Source organism: Halonatronum saccharophilum DSM 13868 (assembly GCF_000517025.1).
In the GTDB taxonomy this organism is placed as follows: Bacteria; Bacillota; Halanaerobiia; order Halobacteroidales; family Halobacteroidaceae; genus Halonatronum; species Halonatronum saccharophilum.
Genome location: NZ_KI912097.1, coordinates 191,673 through 210,204, shown reverse-complemented (window position 1 = coordinate 210,204; position 18,532 = coordinate 191,673). Strand labels below are relative to the sequence as shown.

General features: G+C 29.5%; 15 protein-coding genes and 1 pseudogene. 12 read left to right on the top strand and 4 right to left on the bottom strand.

The annotated features are described in order from the left end of the window. Positions 1 to 71: 71 nt before the first annotated feature. Entirely contained in the window at positions 72 to 989 is a 918-nt protein-coding gene (locus HALSAC_RS0112290; RefSeq protein WP_027340496.1) for a chemotaxis protein, read from the bottom strand. An 840-nt stretch (positions 990 to 1,829) separates the two neighbouring features. On the opposite strand from HALSAC_RS0112290, the gene dnaN reads away from it, so the two are divergent. Next, complete coding sequence (dnaN, locus tag HALSAC_RS0112280) at positions 1,830 to 2,930, top strand: DNA polymerase III subunit beta (protein WP_027340495.1); 1,101 nt, start codon at positions 1,830 to 1,832, stop codon at positions 2,928 to 2,930. Between the two features lie 75 nt (positions 2,931 to 3,005). Here dnaN and HALSAC_RS0112275 read toward each other — a convergent pair whose 3' ends face one another. Then, on the bottom strand, positions 3,006 to 3,383 hold the full coding sequence (locus HALSAC_RS0112275; protein WP_027340494.1) for a desulfoferrodoxin: 378 nt from the start codon (positions 3,381 to 3,383) through the stop codon (positions 3,006 to 3,008). Between the two features lie 229 nt (positions 3,384 to 3,612). Between HALSAC_RS0112275 and HALSAC_RS0112270 the strand changes: the two genes are divergently transcribed. From HALSAC_RS0112270 to HALSAC_RS15940, 9 genes and pseudogenes are all read left to right on the top strand, one after another. Continuing rightward, on the top strand, positions 3,613 to 3,801 hold the full coding sequence (locus HALSAC_RS0112270; protein ID WP_027340493.1) for an aspartyl-phosphate phosphatase Spo0E family protein: 189 nt from the start codon (positions 3,613 to 3,615) through the stop codon (positions 3,799 to 3,801). A 23-nt stretch (positions 3,802 to 3,824) separates the two neighbouring features. Continuing rightward, positions 3,825 to 5,300, top strand: a complete 1,476-nt coding sequence (locus HALSAC_RS15950) for a sensor domain-containing diguanylate cyclase/phosphohydrolase (RefSeq protein WP_051412225.1) — start codon at positions 3,825 to 3,827, stop codon at positions 5,298 to 5,300. Positions 5,301 to 5,343: 43 nt separating this feature from the next. Continuing rightward, positions 5,344 to 5,790 carry a diguanylate cyclase domain-containing protein gene (locus HALSAC_RS0112260; protein WP_027340492.1) on the top strand — a complete coding sequence of 149 codons (447 nt, stop codon included), beginning with the start codon at positions 5,344 to 5,346 and terminating at the stop codon, positions 5,788 to 5,790. Between the two features lie 113 nt (positions 5,791 to 5,903). After that, positions 5,904 to 9,077: a winged helix-turn-helix domain-containing protein gene (locus tag HALSAC_RS0112255; protein WP_027340491.1), complete on the top strand. Its 3,174-nt coding sequence runs from the start codon at positions 5,904 to 5,906 to the stop codon at positions 9,075 to 9,077. A 240-nt stretch (positions 9,078 to 9,317) separates the two neighbouring features. Beyond that, complete coding sequence (locus tag HALSAC_RS16925; RefSeq protein WP_084804504.1) at positions 9,318 to 9,470, top strand: aspartyl-phosphate phosphatase Spo0E family protein; 153 nt, start codon at positions 9,318 to 9,320, stop codon at positions 9,468 to 9,470. 383 nt (positions 9,471 to 9,853) lie between these two features. Continuing rightward, positions 9,854 to 11,863, top strand: coding sequence for a methyl-accepting chemotaxis protein (locus HALSAC_RS15945; protein WP_051412224.1), 2,010 nt, complete (start codon positions 9,854 to 9,856; stop codon positions 11,861 to 11,863). A 16-nt stretch (positions 11,864 to 11,879) separates the two neighbouring features. Further along, positions 11,880 to 12,188, top strand: a pseudogene (locus HALSAC_RS16920) (AbrB/MazE/SpoVT family DNA-binding domain-containing protein). A 255-nt stretch (positions 12,189 to 12,443) separates the two neighbouring features. Beyond that, positions 12,444 to 12,809, top strand: coding sequence for an alpha-helical endospore appendage domain-containing protein (locus HALSAC_RS0112240; RefSeq protein ID WP_027340490.1), 366 nt, complete (start codon positions 12,444 to 12,446; stop codon positions 12,807 to 12,809). A gap of 76 nt (positions 12,810 to 12,885) precedes the next feature. Continuing rightward, the gene (locus tag HALSAC_RS15940; protein WP_051412223.1) at positions 12,886 to 13,611 is read left to right on the top strand and encodes a M15 family metallopeptidase; all 726 of its coding nucleotides are present in this window, start codon (positions 12,886 to 12,888) and stop codon (positions 13,609 to 13,611) included. Positions 13,612 to 13,720: 109 nt separating this feature from the next. On the opposite strand, the gene HALSAC_RS0112230 is transcribed toward HALSAC_RS15940, so the two are convergent. Together HALSAC_RS0112230 and HALSAC_RS0112225 are read right to left on the bottom strand one after the other, a co-directional pair. Continuing rightward, positions 13,721 to 14,365 (bottom strand): undecaprenyl diphosphate synthase family protein, encoded by a 645-nt coding sequence (locus HALSAC_RS0112230; protein WP_027340489.1) that lies wholly within the window; start codon positions 14,363 to 14,365, stop codon positions 13,721 to 13,723. A 144-nt stretch (positions 14,366 to 14,509) separates the two neighbouring features. Beyond that, positions 14,510 to 15,394 carry a glycoside hydrolase family 108 protein gene (locus tag HALSAC_RS0112225; RefSeq protein ID WP_245579475.1) on the bottom strand — a complete coding sequence of 295 codons (885 nt, stop codon included), beginning with the start codon at positions 15,392 to 15,394 and terminating at the stop codon, positions 14,510 to 14,512. A gap of 186 nt (positions 15,395 to 15,580) precedes the next feature. On the opposite strand from HALSAC_RS0112225, the gene HALSAC_RS15935 reads away from it, so the two are divergent. Both HALSAC_RS15935 and HALSAC_RS0112215 read left to right on the top strand, forming a co-directional pair. Next, positions 15,581 to 16,150, top strand: coding sequence for a restriction endonuclease (locus HALSAC_RS15935; protein ID WP_051412222.1), 570 nt, complete (start codon positions 15,581 to 15,583; stop codon positions 16,148 to 16,150). Between the two features lie 131 nt (positions 16,151 to 16,281). Continuing rightward, entirely contained in the window at positions 16,282 to 17,514 is a 1,233-nt protein-coding gene (locus HALSAC_RS0112215) for an EAL and HDOD domain-containing protein (protein WP_051412221.1), read from the top strand. The last annotated feature ends 1,018 nt before the right edge of the window (positions 17,515 to 18,532 follow it).

Below are 18,532 nucleotides of genomic sequence, written 5' to 3'. Positions count from 1 at the left end.
TGGATTTTGATCTTGCTCATTACTCTTAACCTATTACTCATTACTAAAAAAATGGGCGTACGCCCATTTTTTTAAATCACTAAATTGTCTAATATATCTACTAATTTATCTATTTCAGGTTTGCTTATCTGCTCGTCAGCTCCTACAGATTCTCCTTTATGTCTAAGCTCATCATTTATCAGTGAGGAGAATATTATTACGGGTAGTTCTTTTAAATAAAAGTCATCTTTAATCCTTTTAGTTAAAGTATGACCGTCAAGTTGAGGCATTTCAATATCTGTAATGACACCTTGGATATGATTTAGGATGCTATCACCTTGATTCTCTTCTTTGATTTTATACAGATGTTTTAATAATTGTTGACCATCATTAAAGAATATAAAGTCATTATAACCAGCCTTAGTTAAAGAATCTTTTAGAATCTCCCTAATGGTTGGAGAGTCATCAGCTAAAGCTAGGGTAATATTCTGTCTTCTTTTTTTATCCCCTTCGCTTATATTCGATTCATAAGCCATACCTTGATTTAAGCTCAAATCATCAAGGATTTTCTCAAAATCTAAGAAGTTAACTAGATTATTATCCAAGTTTATAACTCCATTTGTCAAATTACCCATTAATTGATTAGGTTCTCTTATATCTTTCCAAGTTAACCTGCTAATACCTAGTACTTGATCCACAACAAATAATACCTTAGTATTGTTGAAATTAGTTAATATACTTAAATTAAGCCCGTTACTATCTAAGTTGTTTTTAGCTCCTAGATAATATCTAAGATCAATTACACTAACAACATCACCTCTAATATTTGTAATTCCCCTTACTGCTTCATTATCTTGAGCTGGTAGAGGCTCTATAGCTTCATTCTTTAGTTGTAAGATCTCTTTAACTTTTATTACATTTATAGCATATAATGAGTCTCCTACTTCAAACTTTAGAACTTCTAACTCTCCAGTTCCACTTTTTAATAATATGTTGTTTTTATTTCTCATAACCGTTGGCCCCCTTTAAGGTTTTAAATTCTTTTTTGTTGAAATTTATAATTGAATCTACAAAGGGATACGAGTACCCTTTAGTATTTTATTCGACATAAGCATTTATTTTTCCTTGTTAATTTTAACTTTAGATACAAATAAACTTTTTAATTATTATTATCAGTAGGATTAAGGGCAAAATGAGGTTTAGATGAAAATCTATCTTTGGATTAAAGAGGATTTTTAAAAAACATAAAGAATATATACTTATAGTATCAAGTAGAATACTTTTTGCTTATCCCTTATAAGTAAATGACTTTAGTAGGTTGGTGAGCTATTATAATAAGAAGGGAGTTGGAGTATTTGAATATAATAATTTGGTTATACTTATTAGGAGTCTTTTTTAATTTTTTAGTTTTTATTATCTATTTGATCAATGATTTTAGAACTTTAAAGGTTAACCTTAGAGGCAGTATTATATTCTTTATTTCTAGTTGGATTATTTATCCTATATTAATGCTTCGTAGATAATAACTATAGAAATTTGATCTATAATAGAAATTACTAAGAGAGTAAAAATAGGCTCTCTTTTCTTTTGTGCTATATAAATTATTATTTGATTTGAAAAAAATAATAGTAATGATATAATATATAGATGCAGAATTAATTATTAGTATTAACTCATATATATTTTATACATAAGGTATAAGAAAACTATTTATTTGGAATTATTGCTTATGTTTTTAAATGGGGACAAGCCAAGCAGAGAGGTATTATCACTTATCTTTTATTTTAGGGATTAGTGTTAATTGATCTTCAGATAAAGCCATTTTTTAATCTTTAATTAGGAGGTTATTTATGAAAGTAGAAGTAAATCAAAAGGATTTTTATCAAGCTATTAATATTGTAAGGAAAGCGGTATCAACCAAGACTACTCTTCCAATTTTATCGGGGATATTATTAAAAACAGAAGGTCAAAGGTTGAGATTAGTGGGAACAGATTTAGAGATGGGTATAGAGGCCTTTGTAGAGGCTGAAATAATTGAAGAGGGAGAAGTAGTTCTTCCGGCTATTTACTTTGCAAATATAATCAAAGAGTTGCCAAATGAGAAGGTTGACTTAGAGATAAGTAAAGATAACAATACAGCTTTTATTAAGTGTGGATATTCAAAGTTTAATATCAATGGTTCTCCTGCAGACGAGTTTCCTTCTTTGCCAAAGGTGAAGTCTGGAAAGAGCTTTAAGATAAAAGAAGGACGATTAAAAGAGATCTTTGGACAGGTAGAATTTGCTATATCAAAAGATGAGAGTAAACCTTTTTTAAATGGAGGACTCTTACTTTTTGAGGAAGATAAGATAAAGTTAGTAGCAACTGATACTTACCGATTAGCTTATCGAGAAGATAGTATTGAAGAGTTGGATATAGAGGGAGATGCTATAGTTCCTAGCAATACAATTAGCGAAATTGCAAAGTTATTAAATGATTCAGAAGATCTTGTTGAAGTGGTTCTTACAGAGAATCAGATACTTTTTAACTTTGCAGGTATAACTATGGTATCTAGATTAATAGAAGGACAATTCCCTAATTACAAACAGGTAATTCCAAAGAATAGTAAGACTAAGGTTGAAGTTGATAGAATGGAACTCTTAAGAGCAACTAAACGTGCAGCTCTTTTAGCTAGGCAAGATGCAGATATAATTAAGATAAATCTAAAAGAGGATAGGCTTGTTATTACAGCAAATGCTCCAGAGGTAGGTCAAGCTTATGAAGAAGTAAGTATATCATTGCTAGGACAGGAGACAGAGATAGCTTTTAATGCCAATTACTTAGTAGATTGTTTAAAGGCTATGAAGGATGAAACTGTTAATGTTGAGCTTTCTGGGTCTTTGGCCCCGGGAGTTATAAAGAGAGATTCAGATGATTATGTTTACGTGATAATGCCTGTAAGGAGTGCTTAGAGTTCAGTTGAGAATTGAGAGTTAAAAGTTAAAAAAGAATGCCATCATTGCAGCTGCAATGATGGCATTCTTTTTTTATACTCGCCATAAATTGTGGAGATTACAGTACTCTCTAACTTTTTCAACTTTATTTTTGTTCACATTAAAGCTTGCAGTTGGCTTATCTCCAGGCTTTAGCTCTGCTCTAAGTACCTTATCGGAAGTTAAAACCTCGATAAATTGGATATAATGTTTTTCAGTCATTGGGTGTTCAGTAGACCCAACTGTAACTTCAATTCCACCGTCTATCTCTTCAACTACTGGAACATGCTTTTCGATAGTAGCATCTTCAGTCTGTTCCTCAAGTTTATTCATCTTCTCGTCACAACAAACTAAAGTTGGTTGGCCCTTGTGCACTATCTCTACCACATGTCCACATACTTGACACTTATAAAGATCTCTTAAATTTGTCATTTCTAAATCACTCCTTTATTAATTTTAAATAGTACTTCTAAGTCAGTATTTCTACAAAAGCTAAATATATCCTTCTAATAATAGTAATTAATATTAATTTTCAATCAAGAGGTTGAAAATTATTCTTTTTAGTGATATTATTAGTAATAATAATTGATAATTAGATTTAAAAAAGAATTTTATAAATATTTATGAAGCAAGAGATTATATATAAAGGAAGGTGATTAATATGGAAAGTCAAATAAAGAGAAAGATTAATAGATTAAAGAAGAGAATGGTGAGTATGGCTTATGAAAATAAAAACAATTTATTAGATGATAATTTACAAAAAGTTAGTAAAGAATTAGATAAGGCAATTCTTGAATATATGAGTAGTGCTGATGATGTTGAAGATGAAGATTTTCCTATTAATCTATAAAGCTTATATAAGGGGTGATTAGAATGCTAATAGTTAATGGTGGAGAACTTGGATTATTATCCATTTTTACTTTAGTTGTGATTTTTCTATTAATTAGAAAAAATTTTATTTTACGGGATAAACTAAATAAAAAGAAGACTATCTTAAATAACTGTGATGTATATGTATGGTGTTTAAAAACTGAAGAGACTTATGGGATTGTAAATAAGCCCTTTTCTGATTTTTTAGGTTTTGATAAAAAAGAGGTAGAGAATAATACTATAAGAAATGTATTAAAAGAAAGAAAGGCTAAAGAAGAAATAGCTAAGAATAAGAGAGCTTTTACAGAGAAGGAAGTGTTGATTACAGAAGAGAATTATACCAATGATAGAGGAGAAGAGAGAATATTAAATGTGACTAGAAGTCCCGAACTAGATAAGCGAGGGAATGTACAAAGAGTTATATGTTCTGCTTATGATATTACTTTTAGAAAGAATATAGAGAAGAAGATTGAGTATGCCAGTTTTCATGACACTTTAACTGGTCTTTATAATAGATTCTATTTTGAAAATCATCTACCTCAGATTGATAAAGAAGAGAATCTTCCTATAAGTATAATAATTGGCGATATAAATGGGTTAAAGTTAGCCAATGATGTATTTGGCCACAAAGTTGGAGATAGATTATTAAAAAAAGTTGCTCAAATATTTAAAGAGGCAACAAGATCTGATGATCTAGTAGTTCGTTGGGGTGGTGATGAATTTTCGATAATTTTACCTAATACAGATAACCAAGGTGCACAAAAGATCATAGATAGAATCAAGAAAAGGTGTAAATCGTGCAAAGCACTGCCCTTCTCTCCAGATATAGCGTTAGGAAGTGCAACTAAATATGAGATAAATAAGAGTATAAAGGATTTATTTAGTGAAGGTGAAGATAAAATGTATAAGAGAAAGGAAGCGGCAAAAGAAGGTCTAGATAACCCAGTATTAAATTCTTTGATGGATCGTTTCCTTAATAATGGATTTGAAGAGAAAAAACATATTAGCCGGGTAAAACAATTATCGTTAGAGTTAGCTAAGAAGATGAACTTGTCAGATAATCTTCTTGAGAAATTGCTCTTATTATCAGACTTTCATGATATAGGTAAGTTAACATTAGATTCAGAATTATTAAATAAGAAGGAAGAATTAGACAGAGAAGAAATAAAAGAATTAAAAACTCATGTAAAATCTGGGTATAATATAGCAAAGAATTTTCAATCTTTAAATAAGATTTCTGAATTTATTCTATATCATCATGAAAACTGGGATGGCAGTGGATATCCACAAGGGTTAAAAGGAGAGGAGATACCTCTTTTATCAAGAATGTTGAGGATAGTAGATGCCTATGATAAAATGATCTATGGCAACTCTTATAAAGATCCTATTTCTAAAGAAGAGGCCTTATCTAAGCTAAAGAAGGGATCAGGTATAAAGTATGACCCGAATATAGTAAAAGAATTTATTGAGGTTATTTAGATTGATTATTAAGTGAAAATAAATTTATAAAGGGGTATAAAGAATGAAGAAAGAAATTATAGAAGATCGATTTGAGATAAAGAAGAGAATCAAAGAAAGTTTGGATTATGCTAAAGATAGTAATTCAAGTTTTGGGCTTTTGTTTATTGAAATTCCTACTTTAGAACCTTTGATAAAAGACCATGGTCAATTGGTTAAGTGGGTAATAATTGAAGAATTATTTCTAATTTTTAAGAGGAATTATGTCTTTTTTGATGAATTATTATCTTGGCAGGATAATAAGTTTATGATAATAATAAAAAATATCTATGATGGAGATTTAAGTATTGTAGTTGATAAACTTAGAGTTGAGATAATGGAGACTAAGTTTACTATCGATTTTAAAGAGCTTGGAGTAGATATATTTATAGGCTGTACTTTAGCTAGTGAGGATGATTCATTAGATTCTTTGGTTGGAAGGTTATTTGTTAATACAGAAAAGATAGATTAAAATGAAATACTCCGTCATAGAGTCTATAGACTCTATGACGGAGTATTTTGTTTTTTCTAAAGACTACTTAATTAAGATAGGATATAGATAATAGCAGGGGAGGAGGAGATAATATGAATCAAATAATTTTGAAACCGAAGCTTGTTTTACCGAGTGTAGAAGAAGATCTTTGGGAGAATAATAATTTGTTATTTAAGTATAATCGAGTAATGAAATATCCATTAACAATAGTAGAAGCTAGGACTGGGTCTGGAAAGACTACTACTCTAGCTTATTTTTTAAGTAAGTATCATTCTAAAAACAATTACTTCTATCATCTAAAGATTAAGGATAAGGGATTAGAACTTTTTTGGAGAAGTATGATGTCTAGTTTTGATTTTATAGAAAAAGAAGATATTGATTTACTTAATTTTTTACTTATTAAGATAAAGAAAAAAGAGGGTGAAATTGAAGATGTAATTGATTATTTTATAAATAGATTATCAGCAAACTTAAAAGAAGATACAATTTTTCTTCTAGATGATTTTCATCAGATAATAGGCAAAAATGATATATTAGATTCGCTCAATTATTTTATTGGAGTAATGCCTAATGAGTTTCATTTAATAATATCATCTAGAATGAAGGTTGATCTACCTATTATTTCAAGGTTAAAAGTTAAAAGAAAAGTGCAGTTAATAACTGATAAAGATTTTAAATTAAATAAGGATCAAATAAAAGAGATGTATAAACAGCAATATAAGGTTGAGTTAGATGAAGAAACATCAAAAGAAATCTTTGAACTTACTGAAGGATGGTTACTGGCTTTAGATTTTATTGGGGATAAGATTTATGTAGGTTTAGAGTCAGAAATAATTCTTGCAGAAAGTTTAGACTTTGAACTTATATTTGATTACTTTGGGTACGAGATAATGGAGGGTATAAAGGGTGAAGACAGAGACTTTTTATATAAAACTTCAGTTTTAGAATATTTAAATATAGATATATGTAATCAGTTTATGGAAGTAGAAAATTCTAAAGCTATAATAAATAAGCTAAAGGCTAAAGGTGTTTTTATTTCTGAAGATGATCAAGGTAAATATAAATATCATCCGATTTTCAAAAAATTTTTATTAGAAGAAGCTAATAGAACATATGATTTAAATGTTTTATATAAAAGAGTTGCTAGAATATATGAAAAAAATAATGATCTGCTAGCTAAGGTCAATGCTTTAATTAAGAGTAAAAATCAAAAAGAACTATTAGAGTTAGTAAAATCTCAAGGTGCTTTATGTATGGAAGTGTCAGAAAATAAGGTATTGACGAAAGCTTTAGATGCTTTACCTTTAGAACTTTATTACAATAACCCTATACTTTATATCTACAAAGGTGATATTTTAAGAGGAGAAAAAAGATATCATGAAGCAATAAGGGCTTATAATAAAGGTGATAAGTTAATTGAAAATTATGAAGATGGTACTAGCTTAATTTATCCAAAATGCAGAATATTAAGTTTATACTGTTTTTTTGGTTCAAGCAAAGCAGAAGATTATGCTTTAGGTATAAAAGACTATAATTGTGGTAGATGCTCTGAATGTAATTTTATTTATTTTCAGGCTATAGTTGGGGTCATAAAAGGTAAGATCCAAAATATTGATCAGATATTAAAAAATATTGATCAATCAACCAATAAATACTATGAGATTAAAGTTAATTATCTTTTTATAAGAGGTAAGATTGATGAAGCCCTTAGTTTATATAAATATAGCGGCTTAGAAGAAGTTAAGGTTAATGACTTATTACTTTTTAGAACTCTCTTTATTCCAGTTATTATTTACTTTCTAAGAGGAGAATATAATCAAGCTAAGGCTTATATCTGGAGTAAATTTAAATTTGAAGATGGAATAGTTAAATTATTTGCTAACTACTATCTTCAACTAATTAATTTTTCTTCTAAATCAATAGAAAAAAAATATATAAAAGATTCTTTAGTAATGAATTTTATAGATAGGTTTAAGGAATGTCCATTTTCAGTTTCTGGACCAAAGTTACAGGTTATAATTAATACAGTATCTATGAATATACTTTGCGGGGAATATGATAAGGCCATAGCTTATGCCCAAAAGGGGCTTATAGAAGTTGAGAAGAAAGGAGATGTTTATAGTAAAGGAATACTTCTTAACCGTTTAGGAAAAGCTTATTGTTTTAAAGAGGAATTTAAAGGAGCAATTAATGCTTTTAAAAAATCTATAGGTTACTTTGAAAAGGTAGATAATAAAAGGCTTTTAATTTGTAGTAATATTGGTCTATCTGCTGTTTATTATCAGTTAGAAGATAATAAGAGGTTCAAAAATAGTATCAAATCTGCTTTGAAGTTAGCTAGTTTAAAATCAGCCGAGTATATTATAATAAAGAAGAATCCTATATTTATAAAAGACCAAAGTGTTATTTTTCGAATGCTCCTAAAGGCAAAAAAAGAGGGGATAGAAGTTGATTATGTAAGTGATTTTTTAAAGTCATTTGGATTAGAGGGACTTTCTTACCACCCTGGGTATTCTCTTAGAGTTAAAACTTTTGGTGGTTTAGAGGTATATGCCGGTGATAAGAAGATTTTAGAAGAAAAATGGACTAGAAAGAAGTCTAAGGAGCTACTAATGATATTATTAGCTAATTATGGTAATGCTGTTTGTAAAGATATATTATGTAATCAGCTTTGGCCTGACAAGGATTATGAAATTGCTGAACGTAATTTTTATGTAGCTTTAAGCACTTTAAATAAAGTACTAGAACCCAATAGAGGTAAAAAAGAAGATCCAGTTTTTATAGTTAAAAAAGGTACAACCTATAGGGTTAGTAATAGTTTTTTAGTAGATTATGATGTTCAAAAATTCAAAGAGTTAGTTAAAATAGGAAGACGAACAGATGATATATATATATCTATTAAATTTTATGAAGAAGCAATTGATCTTTATAATGATGGTTTTTTGCCTAGTATATTATACCAAGAATCCATTATAAAAGAGAAAGATAGATTAGAATTGATTTATTTAGATATAATTAATATATCTTTAGACTATTACTATTCTATAAAGAAATATGATAAAGTTATTGAGTTGGCTGATAAAGCTATTAAAGTAGATAATTATTTTGAGGATGCCTATTTATATAAGATGAAATCTTATGAAAAGACTGGAATGAGAACTAGGGCAGTTAAAATTTATAATAAGTTAGTTGAAATTTTAGCTAATGATTTAAATCTAAAGCCTAGAGAAAACATAAAGAAATTTTATATTAACCTGACAAAATAATACATTAAATAAATAAAAAACCAAGCTCAGGCTTGGTTTTTTATTATTAGAGAAAGAGAAAAAAGAGGCTTATTGTCGAAAAATGACAAAAATAAAAAATAAAGATAAAAAATAGAACAAAATTGAATTTGTAAGTGTATTGTAAGTAATTTGTAGGTCTTTTATAAGTTAGAAATGTTAAAATATATTTAAGGTCAATCAATAAAATATTACTTTTTCTGAAAGGAAGTGGTTATATTTATGAAAGGAACTAAATTGACTAAAGATATTGATTATTTAAGAAGTAAGATGTTAAAGAAGTCTCAAAACGGTGATCTTTTGGATAAAGAAGTTTTAAAGTTAAGTAGAATTCTTGATAAAAAAATTTTAGACTATATGATATTAACTAAATAACAAAGAATATTTTAGGTATGTAAAAAGGGGCTGTCATATGAAAGAGATAGGAGCTTTAATGGATGGACTAAGACATTGAGATAAGAGATAAAGGAAGGTGCTAATATTGTAAAGAAGATATGTTAGTTACTTAATCATTCTTTATAAACTTTATAACTACAAATGTCACTGGGTTTTTTAGAGAAAGACATCATTTTGAATTTATAGCTAATGAGATTTCAAAAAAAATTAAAGGAAGAGAGTAGTAGCAGAGAATTTAGAATTTGGAGTTATTCTTGGGTAACTCGGAATTTATAAATTTTATTAAAGGTGGTGATTGGAAATTAGTAGGGCCAACGATTTATAAAAAAATAATTTGAAAGACCTTATAGGAGGTGCTAATGGTGTTAGAATTTTTAAAGAGAAGAATAACCTTAAGAAACAAGTTATTGATATTTATTTTGGTTCCATTTGTAATAATTACATTTTGGGTGATGGATAGGAATAATGATTTGATTTCTGAGAATATAGTGGGGGTTGTTGAGAATAATGGAATGCAGATGGTTGCAAATAACGCTGATTTTGTTAATTTATGGCTAGAAGGCAAAGTAAATGAATTGCAAGTTATTGCAAATATGCTTGGACTAGAAGAGGTTTTGCGTCAGGATCAAAATAATACGAGAGAATTACTAACCTTGATTAGGCAAGGGGATTTAGATTATGATTTTCAGTCTATAAGTTTGATAGATAATAACGGACAAGCTATTGAGACACAGACAGCTAAGGTTTATGATTATAGCGATAACAATTATTTTCAAAAGGTTAGGGCGGATAAAGAGGCTTTAATTACTTCCCCTTTAATATCTAAAATCAATGGAGAGTATATATTTAAAATATTTATTCCTATAGTTGATGGGGAGGATAATTATTTAGCTACCTTAGCAGGAGAGGTACCCTTAGAAGGTCTTAAAAATTTAATAGGAAACTTTGGTTTGGGAGAGAGTGGTATAGGTTATATAATAGATAATAGTGGAACCGTAATTGCTCACCCGACATTGTCAATGGAGATTAACTTATTAGATAGTGAAGGTGGTCTAGATAACAATTTAAATACTTTAGCACAAAGAATGGTTCGAGGTGAGATAGGATCAGGCACTTATTTTTATCAAGGGATAGAAAGGTATGCTTTTTATCATCCAATACCTAATGCCAATTGGTCAATGGTATTAATTGTACCAGAAGATGAATTGACTTATATTATTAGTGATATTTCAAATGAGATACTAAAAAGTTATATTGTTTTCTTCTTAATCATTTTAACAATAGTCTTTTTAGCAACAAGTTCAGTCTCTAAAACAGTAAATAATATCAATAAGGTTTTAGCTAAGGTCTCTGAAGGTGATTTTAGCCAGAAAGTCAAGGTAAAGAGCATAGATGAATTTGGTAGAATGGCCGATTCTTTAAATAAGACAATCGATTCATTAAGTGAAGTAATCTGGAAGGTAAAGAGTACGACAATTAATATTTCTTCATCATCTGATGAGTTGGCCCAAGGGAATGATGAATTATCAAATAGAACTCAAAATAATGCTTCGACTTTAGAGGAAATTTCAGCAACTATTGAAGAAATAGCATCTTCTATGCAAAATGTTGCTAATAATTCACAGAGTGCTAATGAAATTTCAGAAGAAACAATGGATTCGGTAAAAGAGGGGGCAAATGTTGTAAAAAATACAATTCATGCTATGGATGATATAACTGACTACAGTCAGAAAATATCTGAGATAATTGTAGTAGTAAATGAGATAGCTTCACAAACAAATTTATTAGCTTTAAATGCTGCAGTAGAGGCTGCTAGAGCGAGTGAACATGGCAAAGGGTTTGCAGTGGTTGCTGATGAGGTAAGGAATTTAGCTGAGAGAACAGCAACTTCAGCAGCAGAGATATCTAAGTTAATTACTAATATTATTAAAAAGATTGAAGAGGGGAATAAATTAGTAAATCAGACTGGTCATACTTTAGAGGATATAGTTGAGAATAGTACTAATGTCTATGAATCGATCTCATCTATAACAAATGCTACTAATGAGCAGGCTGCGGCAATAGAACAGACTCAAGATGCATTAGAAGATTTAAACCAAGGTACCCAAGATAATGCTTCTATGGTAGAACAGATTGCTGCTTCAAGTGGATCTCTAAGTATAGAAGCTAGTCAGATGGAGGATTTGGTTAGGAAATTTAAAGTCTCTGAGAAGAGAGATAGGAAGAAGGCTTTGATGAAGTTGTTAGAAGATAGTTTAGATAAGCCTAATAAAAAAGCAAAGAAAAAGATTAAAAATAAAGTTAAAGATATAGAGGAAGATTTAAATTTTGATGATTTAATTAATGGTGATGATTTGGATATTAATATTTAATTAGGAAGGATAAATTATGAAATCAACTGGTATAGTAAGAAAGGTGGATAGTTTAGGTAGAATAGTTATACCTAAAGAGTTGAGAGGTGTATAAGGGATTAATATTAAAGACCCATTAGAAATATATGTAGATAGAGAAAAGATTATATTTAAAAAGTATCAACCAGTATGTATATTCTGCAATAGCACTGAAGATACATTGAACTATGAAGGAAGAGAGGTTTGTGGTGAGTGTGTTCATAAAATTTTAGACAAGTTGGATAGTGGAGATAAGACAGCTCAGTTAATACACCCAACTGCTCTTAAGAGCAGTTGGGTGTATTAAAAAATCACTATCTATTAATTACTCCTATATTTTAGGGCCTATACCTAGAATTTAAATATAAGGTTCAACTAATTTCTCCCTTAAGAATACATTGGTATGGGCTCTATGATATGGGAGTGATTTTTAATAAAACATAATTAGAATCTAATTATAAATTTGAATTTTTGATCATATATCTCGACGGGTTTTAATAGAATATAATGATATATAAAAGATATAATTTTATCGAAATTAAAATTTAAGGAGGAGGTAATAATGCCAGAAGTTAAAATTAATCCCAAGAAGCGAGATGAAGCCCTAACAGATATAATAGAGGCTACAGCTTTAGAAAGAGCAGCTTTGGCTGAATTGATTAATGCAGGGGCTGAGGAGATGCGTGAAGTAATGAGGTTAGAGGATATTAATATGGATAAATTAATTGAATTTCAAGGAAGTCTTAAGGGTATTATTGATAGTGGTATTGAAATTCGTAAGATAGTAAAAGATGATATTAATACTAATTCAAGTGAAAGTTCATTAGAAAGTGAAGAGGTAATAGAAGTTGAAGAAGAGATAATAGAAGATGTTACAGATGGTAAGAAAAGGATAACTAAAGTGATTAGAAAAAAGAAGAAGGATTAACTTAATTTTAAAAGAAGGTTTTTGCTCTCTTTTCTTTAATATAAGTAGTATGATTTATAGAAGGGAGCTTAGGTAAGTGAAAATTAAATCAGTGGTTATATTATTATTTGTAGTTAATTTTATAGGATTAAATATGATTGCAGTGGATATTTTGGCTCAAGAGAGAAGAGAGAGAGTTAAGATTAGAATTATATACCCTGCCCAGGAGGAAGTTAGAGATGGTGGAGTCCTAGATGACCCAATGGATATTTTGGTATTAGTCAATAAAGATTGGTCTTTGCCGGAGTATTTTGAAGCTGATGATCTGGTAGTTCCTAATATCCCTTATCTATCAAGGGTGGCTAGAGAGAATAGGTTGTTAAGAGAAGAGGCGGCTTTAGCTTTAGAGAAGTTATTTGCCCAGGCTAAGGAGGATGGGATTAAACTTTATGGAGTATCTGCCTACCGCTCTTATGCAAGACAAAAGTTTTTATTTGACTATTACACTAAGAAGCTAGGAGAAGAAGAAGCAAAAAGGCTAAGTGCAAAGCCTGGTCATAGTGAGCATCAAAGTGGTTTAGCTATTGATTTGACCTCTTCTAGTGTTGGTTACGGATTGACTGAAAATTTTGGAGAGACTAAAGAAGGTAAATGGTTGGCTCAAGTTGGTCCTGAATTTGGGTTTATAATACGTTATCCTCAAGGAAGAGAGGATACTACAGGTTATAGTTATGAACCTTGGCATATTAGATATGTAGGTGAAGAGGCTGCTTTAGAGATTCATAAAAGAGGTATTGTTTTAGAGGAGTATTTAGGTAAGTAAAAGCTAACACCTTTAATTAAAGGTGTTAGCTTTTTATTGTTTGATTTTAGTGTTGATTATTAATAAAGTTTAGTTTTAGAAGAATATTATTTACTATCAATTATTTTTATCATCCTCCTAAGGTTATATCTTGCTTATCATACCATTTGAGGGCATCATAAAAATCTTGCGCCTCAAAGTCAGGCCAAAGTTTATCTACTATATAAAAGTCAGAATAAACAGATTGGGCTGGTAAGAACCCACTTAATCGTCGTCTATCACCCCAACGGATTATTAGATCTATTGGAGAGATATCCTTAGATTTCAAAGAACCGATTATTTCTTGTTTTGATCGACTATTTATTTGATTTAAACCACTTAAATCCCAATGCCATCCGTAGTTGACTAAAAGGTTGACCTTAATACTTCCCTTACCAAAGTTAACTCTCTTTGTATAAGGAAGAAGTTCTTTAGGGAACATAGGAGATTTAGTGTTTCCAAGTACTAAAAGTGATACATCCCCATTAGATATTAATTTAACAGCTTCGATACAAGCTTGAGTAAAAGCTTTAGTCTGTACAGATCTTCTTTTAGTATTATCCATAGTAAAGCCATAATAAGTTAACTCTTTAATCCCAGCTTCTTTACAAAGATTTAAAACTTCTAAGCCAGGTGCTAATCCGTAGGTATAACCTTCCTCCTTATTTAATCCATTTTGTATTGCCCACCTTCTGTTTCCATCTGGTATAACTCCAATATGCTCAGGTACTCTCATCTCTTACCTCCTAATTCAATTTATATTTCTATTATTTCTATTATTTGTTTATTTATACATTGTTTTAAAGTAATAAGTATGCTGTTATAGTAGAGAAGGTCGATATTTTGGTGTTAAATAGAGCTATTTAATTTTAAATAATTATTAGTTTTTAGTTCTCTTTAGCCAACCTCGGATAAATCTCTTTTGACTCTCATCTTCTTCAACAATTTTAATGTAAAAGATACCTTGAAATATATTTAAAGAGTGGAGGAGATAATTTTGATATTGATAATTGTTTATAGCTTTTATAGTTTGAGGGCCAACGATTCCATCTACTGTTATAGTATTTTTATTGAGAACATTATAGGCACGTTGTAAGTTTTTGTTGGCTCGTTTTGGCCCTAGATTAACTGCTTGATCAAAAACTTTGATTACAATATCAGGGTTATTTATCTTCTGGTAATTGTGATTGGCCCAATAATGCTTATAATATATTTCTTTTGCTTCTTCAAGGGTTAAGCCTTTAATATCACCATCATAACCGGCTCTTCTAGCAGTTTCTTCTGTTATACCATACTTTGTCCTTCCTCCTCTATCTATTGGATCATTAACATAACCGCCTTCATACTTTAAAATAACTTTATCAAAGGCTTTATTAAATAAGTCATTGTTTTTTTTAAGCTCATCATCATCAAAACCAAATCTATCTCGCCATTCTTCTTCTAACTCTTCGACTTTATCTATCCAATCATTTCCAACAAATTCATTTAAAGTTGCAATTAGGGCATCAATGACTTTAGATAAGAAAAATTCTATTAACTGTTTTTTAATCCAATTAAGGTTTATATTTTCATTTATATACTTCATTAACTTATCCATAACCCATTTTTTCTTCTCTTTACCCTTGCCTGATTCATCCCAACGTTTCTCAGCTTCTATAACCAGTTCAAATATTATTTCCCAAACTTCACCCCATAAACCTTCTAAGGTATTATTTAAAATATTTCTAACAATTAAACCAAGAAAGGATAATATTTTATCACTCATTTTATCACCTCCTTTCTTAGTTTATATATATTATGTTGTTATTAATAAAACTGTTCTTGTTGACTATAATCAAGTAAGTATATTATCTGTCTTTTTTCATTAAAATTTGTTAAAATAAGATAAAGTCAATTAAATACTTGGTATAAAATGGTGTTATAATATTTTTCAAAAAGGATGTTATAGGATATGAAGTATTTCAAATTAATCATATTATTTATTTTTTTAGGAGGAGCAATAAGGTTTTATAGGGATTGGCCTATATTTATGTTAGCTTTTTCTCCTATTTTAGCTTTAATAATTTTGACTTTGCAAAATTCTTTCATAGAAGAGAAGCGCTCTGTTAAAGATGAGGTTTCTATTTTTGATATTGATAAGATGGAGGGGCTAGAGTTTGAAGAATTTCTTTTCACCTTTTTTAATAAAAAAGGGGTGAAAACAGAGATTACTCAGGGATCAAGAGATCAAGGGGGAGATCTTATAATAAGAAAAAAAAAGAGTGATTTATTTAATTTAAGCAAGAGAATTGTAGTTCAAGTTAAACGTTATAGTGGGAAAGTGGGTAATTCAGCGGTGCAGGAGGTTGTAGCTGCTAAGGCTTATTATAATTGTTCTCATGCAATGATAATAACTAATAGTACATTTACTGCTTCCGCTAAAGAGTTGGCTCATTGTAATTCTGTTGAACTTTGGAATAGAGAAAAGATGATAGAAGAATTAGAGGAGACTCCTATTTCTAAAAAAGAGATTTCAATTTAAAGAAGTTATAATAAAAAATTTAATCTTTAAAATAATATTTGAGTATAAAGATGAAGGAATAATTATTTTTTTATAGAATTTAATTTAATATGTGGTAAACGTGGTAAACTAAATATGTTTTAAAATGATAAATGGAGGTGAGGCAGGTGGAGGTCTTTGTAGCTAGACAGCCAATATTTGATAGAGATAAAAATATATATGGTTATGAGCTACTTTATAGAAATGGGTTTGATAATTTTTATAAAAGCATAGATGGGGATAAGGCCACATCTGAGGTTATAAATAATAGTTTCTTACTAATTGGGATCGAAAACCTTACTGAAGGTAAAAAGGCCTTTATTAACTTCACAACCAAATTACTTAAAGAAGAAGTTCCTAATATATTTAATAAACAAATTTTAGTGATAGAAATATTAGAAGGTGTACAGCCAGACAGGGAACTTATAAATGCTTGTAAGAGAATGAAAGAAAAAGGGTATAGTATTGCCTTAGATGATTTTATCTTTGAGCCCAAATTTCTACCTCTTTTAGAGCTAGCTGATATAATAAAGGTTGATTTTATCCAAAGTGATAAAAATGAGAGAAGAAGGTTGGCCCAAATAGGAAAGAGGAAAGGTATTACCTTACTGGCTGAGAAAGTGGAAACTAGAGAGGAGTTTGAAGAAGCTTTAGATATGGGGTATTCTTTATTTCAAGGTTATTTCTTTAGTAAGCCAGTTATTCTTAGTGGAAATGATTTACCTACGATTCCTAATAACTATTTTAGAATTATTAAAGAGGTAAATAAAGAAGAACCTGATATAGCTAAAATTTCTTCAATTATTGAAAGAGATCTATCTTTATCTTATAAACTATTGAGGCTTATTAATTCAGCATCTTTTTATTTAAGAGAAGAGGTCAATTCTATCAATAATGCCTTGGCTTTGCTAGGACTTGAGGAATTTGAAAAATGGATAAGTTTAATTGTGATAAAGGATATTTCAAAAGAAGGTACTATAACAGAAAACATTAAGACATCTTTAATTAGGGCTAAATTATCTGAATCTATTGCCGAAGAGATGGGAATTGAGGAGAATAAGTCAGAGTTTTTCTTAATGGGTATCTTTTCTATGTTAGATGTCCTTATGAATAGAAAGTTAGTCGATATATTAAATGATCTACCTATTTCTAATAAAATCAAATGGGCACTCTTAGGAGCTCAAGGTGAGTTAAGGGATGTTTACGAATTAACTTTATCCTATGAAAGAGCTAATTGGGATAGATTATTAGAATTAATAGATAAATTTAAGTTAAAAGAATATATTATTGGGGAATTATATATTGAAGCAATTGAATGGGCAAATCAGATTTTAGAATTAGAATAGAAGCTAAAACATCTCACTATTTGACTGCTAAGTTCTACCAAAAACAAATAAAAAAATAAAATTAATATAAGCAAATTATTTTTAAAATAGGGTATACTATTAATAAGTTAAGGTAAATCTAAAAACTGAATATATGGAGATTCATAGTTTTAAAATTCAAAAACTACTTATGTAAAAAGCACTGCAATAGGAATTGAAGCGATAACCAAGCTCCTCTATTGCGTAAAATATTCAAGGTATCAGAACTACTTAATCGTCAACCTATGAGTCTAAACATCAAGACTCTTCGTGAAAACCATAAAAACCATATCTACCGTAGGGCGTACGGGGGCGTACGGGATTCTAAGCCTCTGGAGAAACTGTAAGATCTAATTTCTTACTTAATACTTGATATTAAGCAGAAATAGGCTCGTTTCTAGGAATGAGGAATCCACGCGGGCTTGCCCCGTGGAGCGTCAAGTTTAGGTTATTAATTTGGTAGCTTTATTTCAAAAGTAAAGAACTAAATACTTTAAATTACAAGTATATGTTGTGTAAAGAAATTATATTTTTAGATTAAAGTCATCCAATATTGGATGACTTTAATCTTTATATCTATTTTTTTTATTGCGGATAATTTCATTGACCTCATTGTGAATCTTATATATTAACCTTCTCAAATCTTGAATTTCTTTTTCTAATTTTTTATTGACCCTATAGATCAAATATGTCAATAATAACATAAAAAATATTAAAAAACTTAAAAAACTTGTAAGAAAAATATTCATTTTATCATCCCCTTTCTTTAGAGGCTAAGAGAGTAAGAAAGCGCACAAAAGCATTCCATATATTTACATTTTATTAAAAGTGAGATAATTTTAGTACAATAGAGGATAAAAAAATATATATGTATATTCTAAGGCTAGATAAATTAAAAGGTGAAAGGAGAAATAAAAATAGGGCAAAGCTTTATTTTTGGGTGTAAAGTTAAAACCTAAATCACTTAAGTAATTTAGGTTTTCTAGATTTTAGATTCCTA

Bases quoted from the DNA above. Each gene is read 5' to 3' on its own strand.
- HALSAC_RS15935 (WP_051412222.1), top strand. From the start codon at position 15,581: ATGAAGTATTTCAAATTAATCATATTATTTATTTTTTTAGGAGGAGCA.
- HALSAC_RS0112240 (WP_027340490.1), top strand. From the start codon at position 12,444: ATGCCAGAAGTTAAAATTAATCCCAAGAAGCGAGATGAAGCCCTAACA.
- HALSAC_RS0112215 (WP_051412221.1), top strand. From the start codon at position 16,282: ATGGAGGTGAGGCAGGTGGAGGTCTTTGTAGCTAGACAGCCAATATTT.
- HALSAC_RS0112270 (WP_027340493.1), top strand. From the start codon at position 3,613: ATGGAAAGTCAAATAAAGAGAAAGATTAATAGATTAAAGAAGAGAATG.
- HALSAC_RS0112225 (WP_245579475.1), bottom strand. From the start codon at position 15,394: ATGAGTGATAAAATATTATCCTTTCTTGGTTTAATTGTTAGAAATATT.
- HALSAC_RS0112275 (WP_027340494.1), bottom strand. From the start codon at position 3,383: ATGACAAATTTAAGAGATCTTTATAAGTGTCAAGTATGTGGACATGTG.
- HALSAC_RS15950 (WP_051412225.1), top strand. From the start codon at position 3,825: ATGCTAATAGTTAATGGTGGAGAACTTGGATTATTATCCATTTTTACT.
- HALSAC_RS0112255 (WP_027340491.1), top strand. From the start codon at position 5,904: ATGAATCAAATAATTTTGAAACCGAAGCTTGTTTTACCGAGTGTAGAA.
- HALSAC_RS0112260 (WP_027340492.1), top strand. From the start codon at position 5,344: ATGAAGAAAGAAATTATAGAAGATCGATTTGAGATAAAGAAGAGAATC.
- HALSAC_RS16925 (WP_084804504.1), top strand. From the start codon at position 9,318: ATGAAAGGAACTAAATTGACTAAAGATATTGATTATTTAAGAAGTAAG.
- HALSAC_RS0112230 (WP_027340489.1), bottom strand. From the start codon at position 14,365: ATGAGAGTACCTGAGCATATTGGAGTTATACCAGATGGAAACAGAAGG.
- HALSAC_RS0112290 (WP_027340496.1), bottom strand. From the start codon at position 989: ATGAGAAATAAAAACAACATATTATTAAAAAGTGGAACTGGAGAGTTA.
- dnaN (WP_027340495.1), top strand. From the start codon at position 1,830: ATGAAAGTAGAAGTAAATCAAAAGGATTTTTATCAAGCTATTAATATT.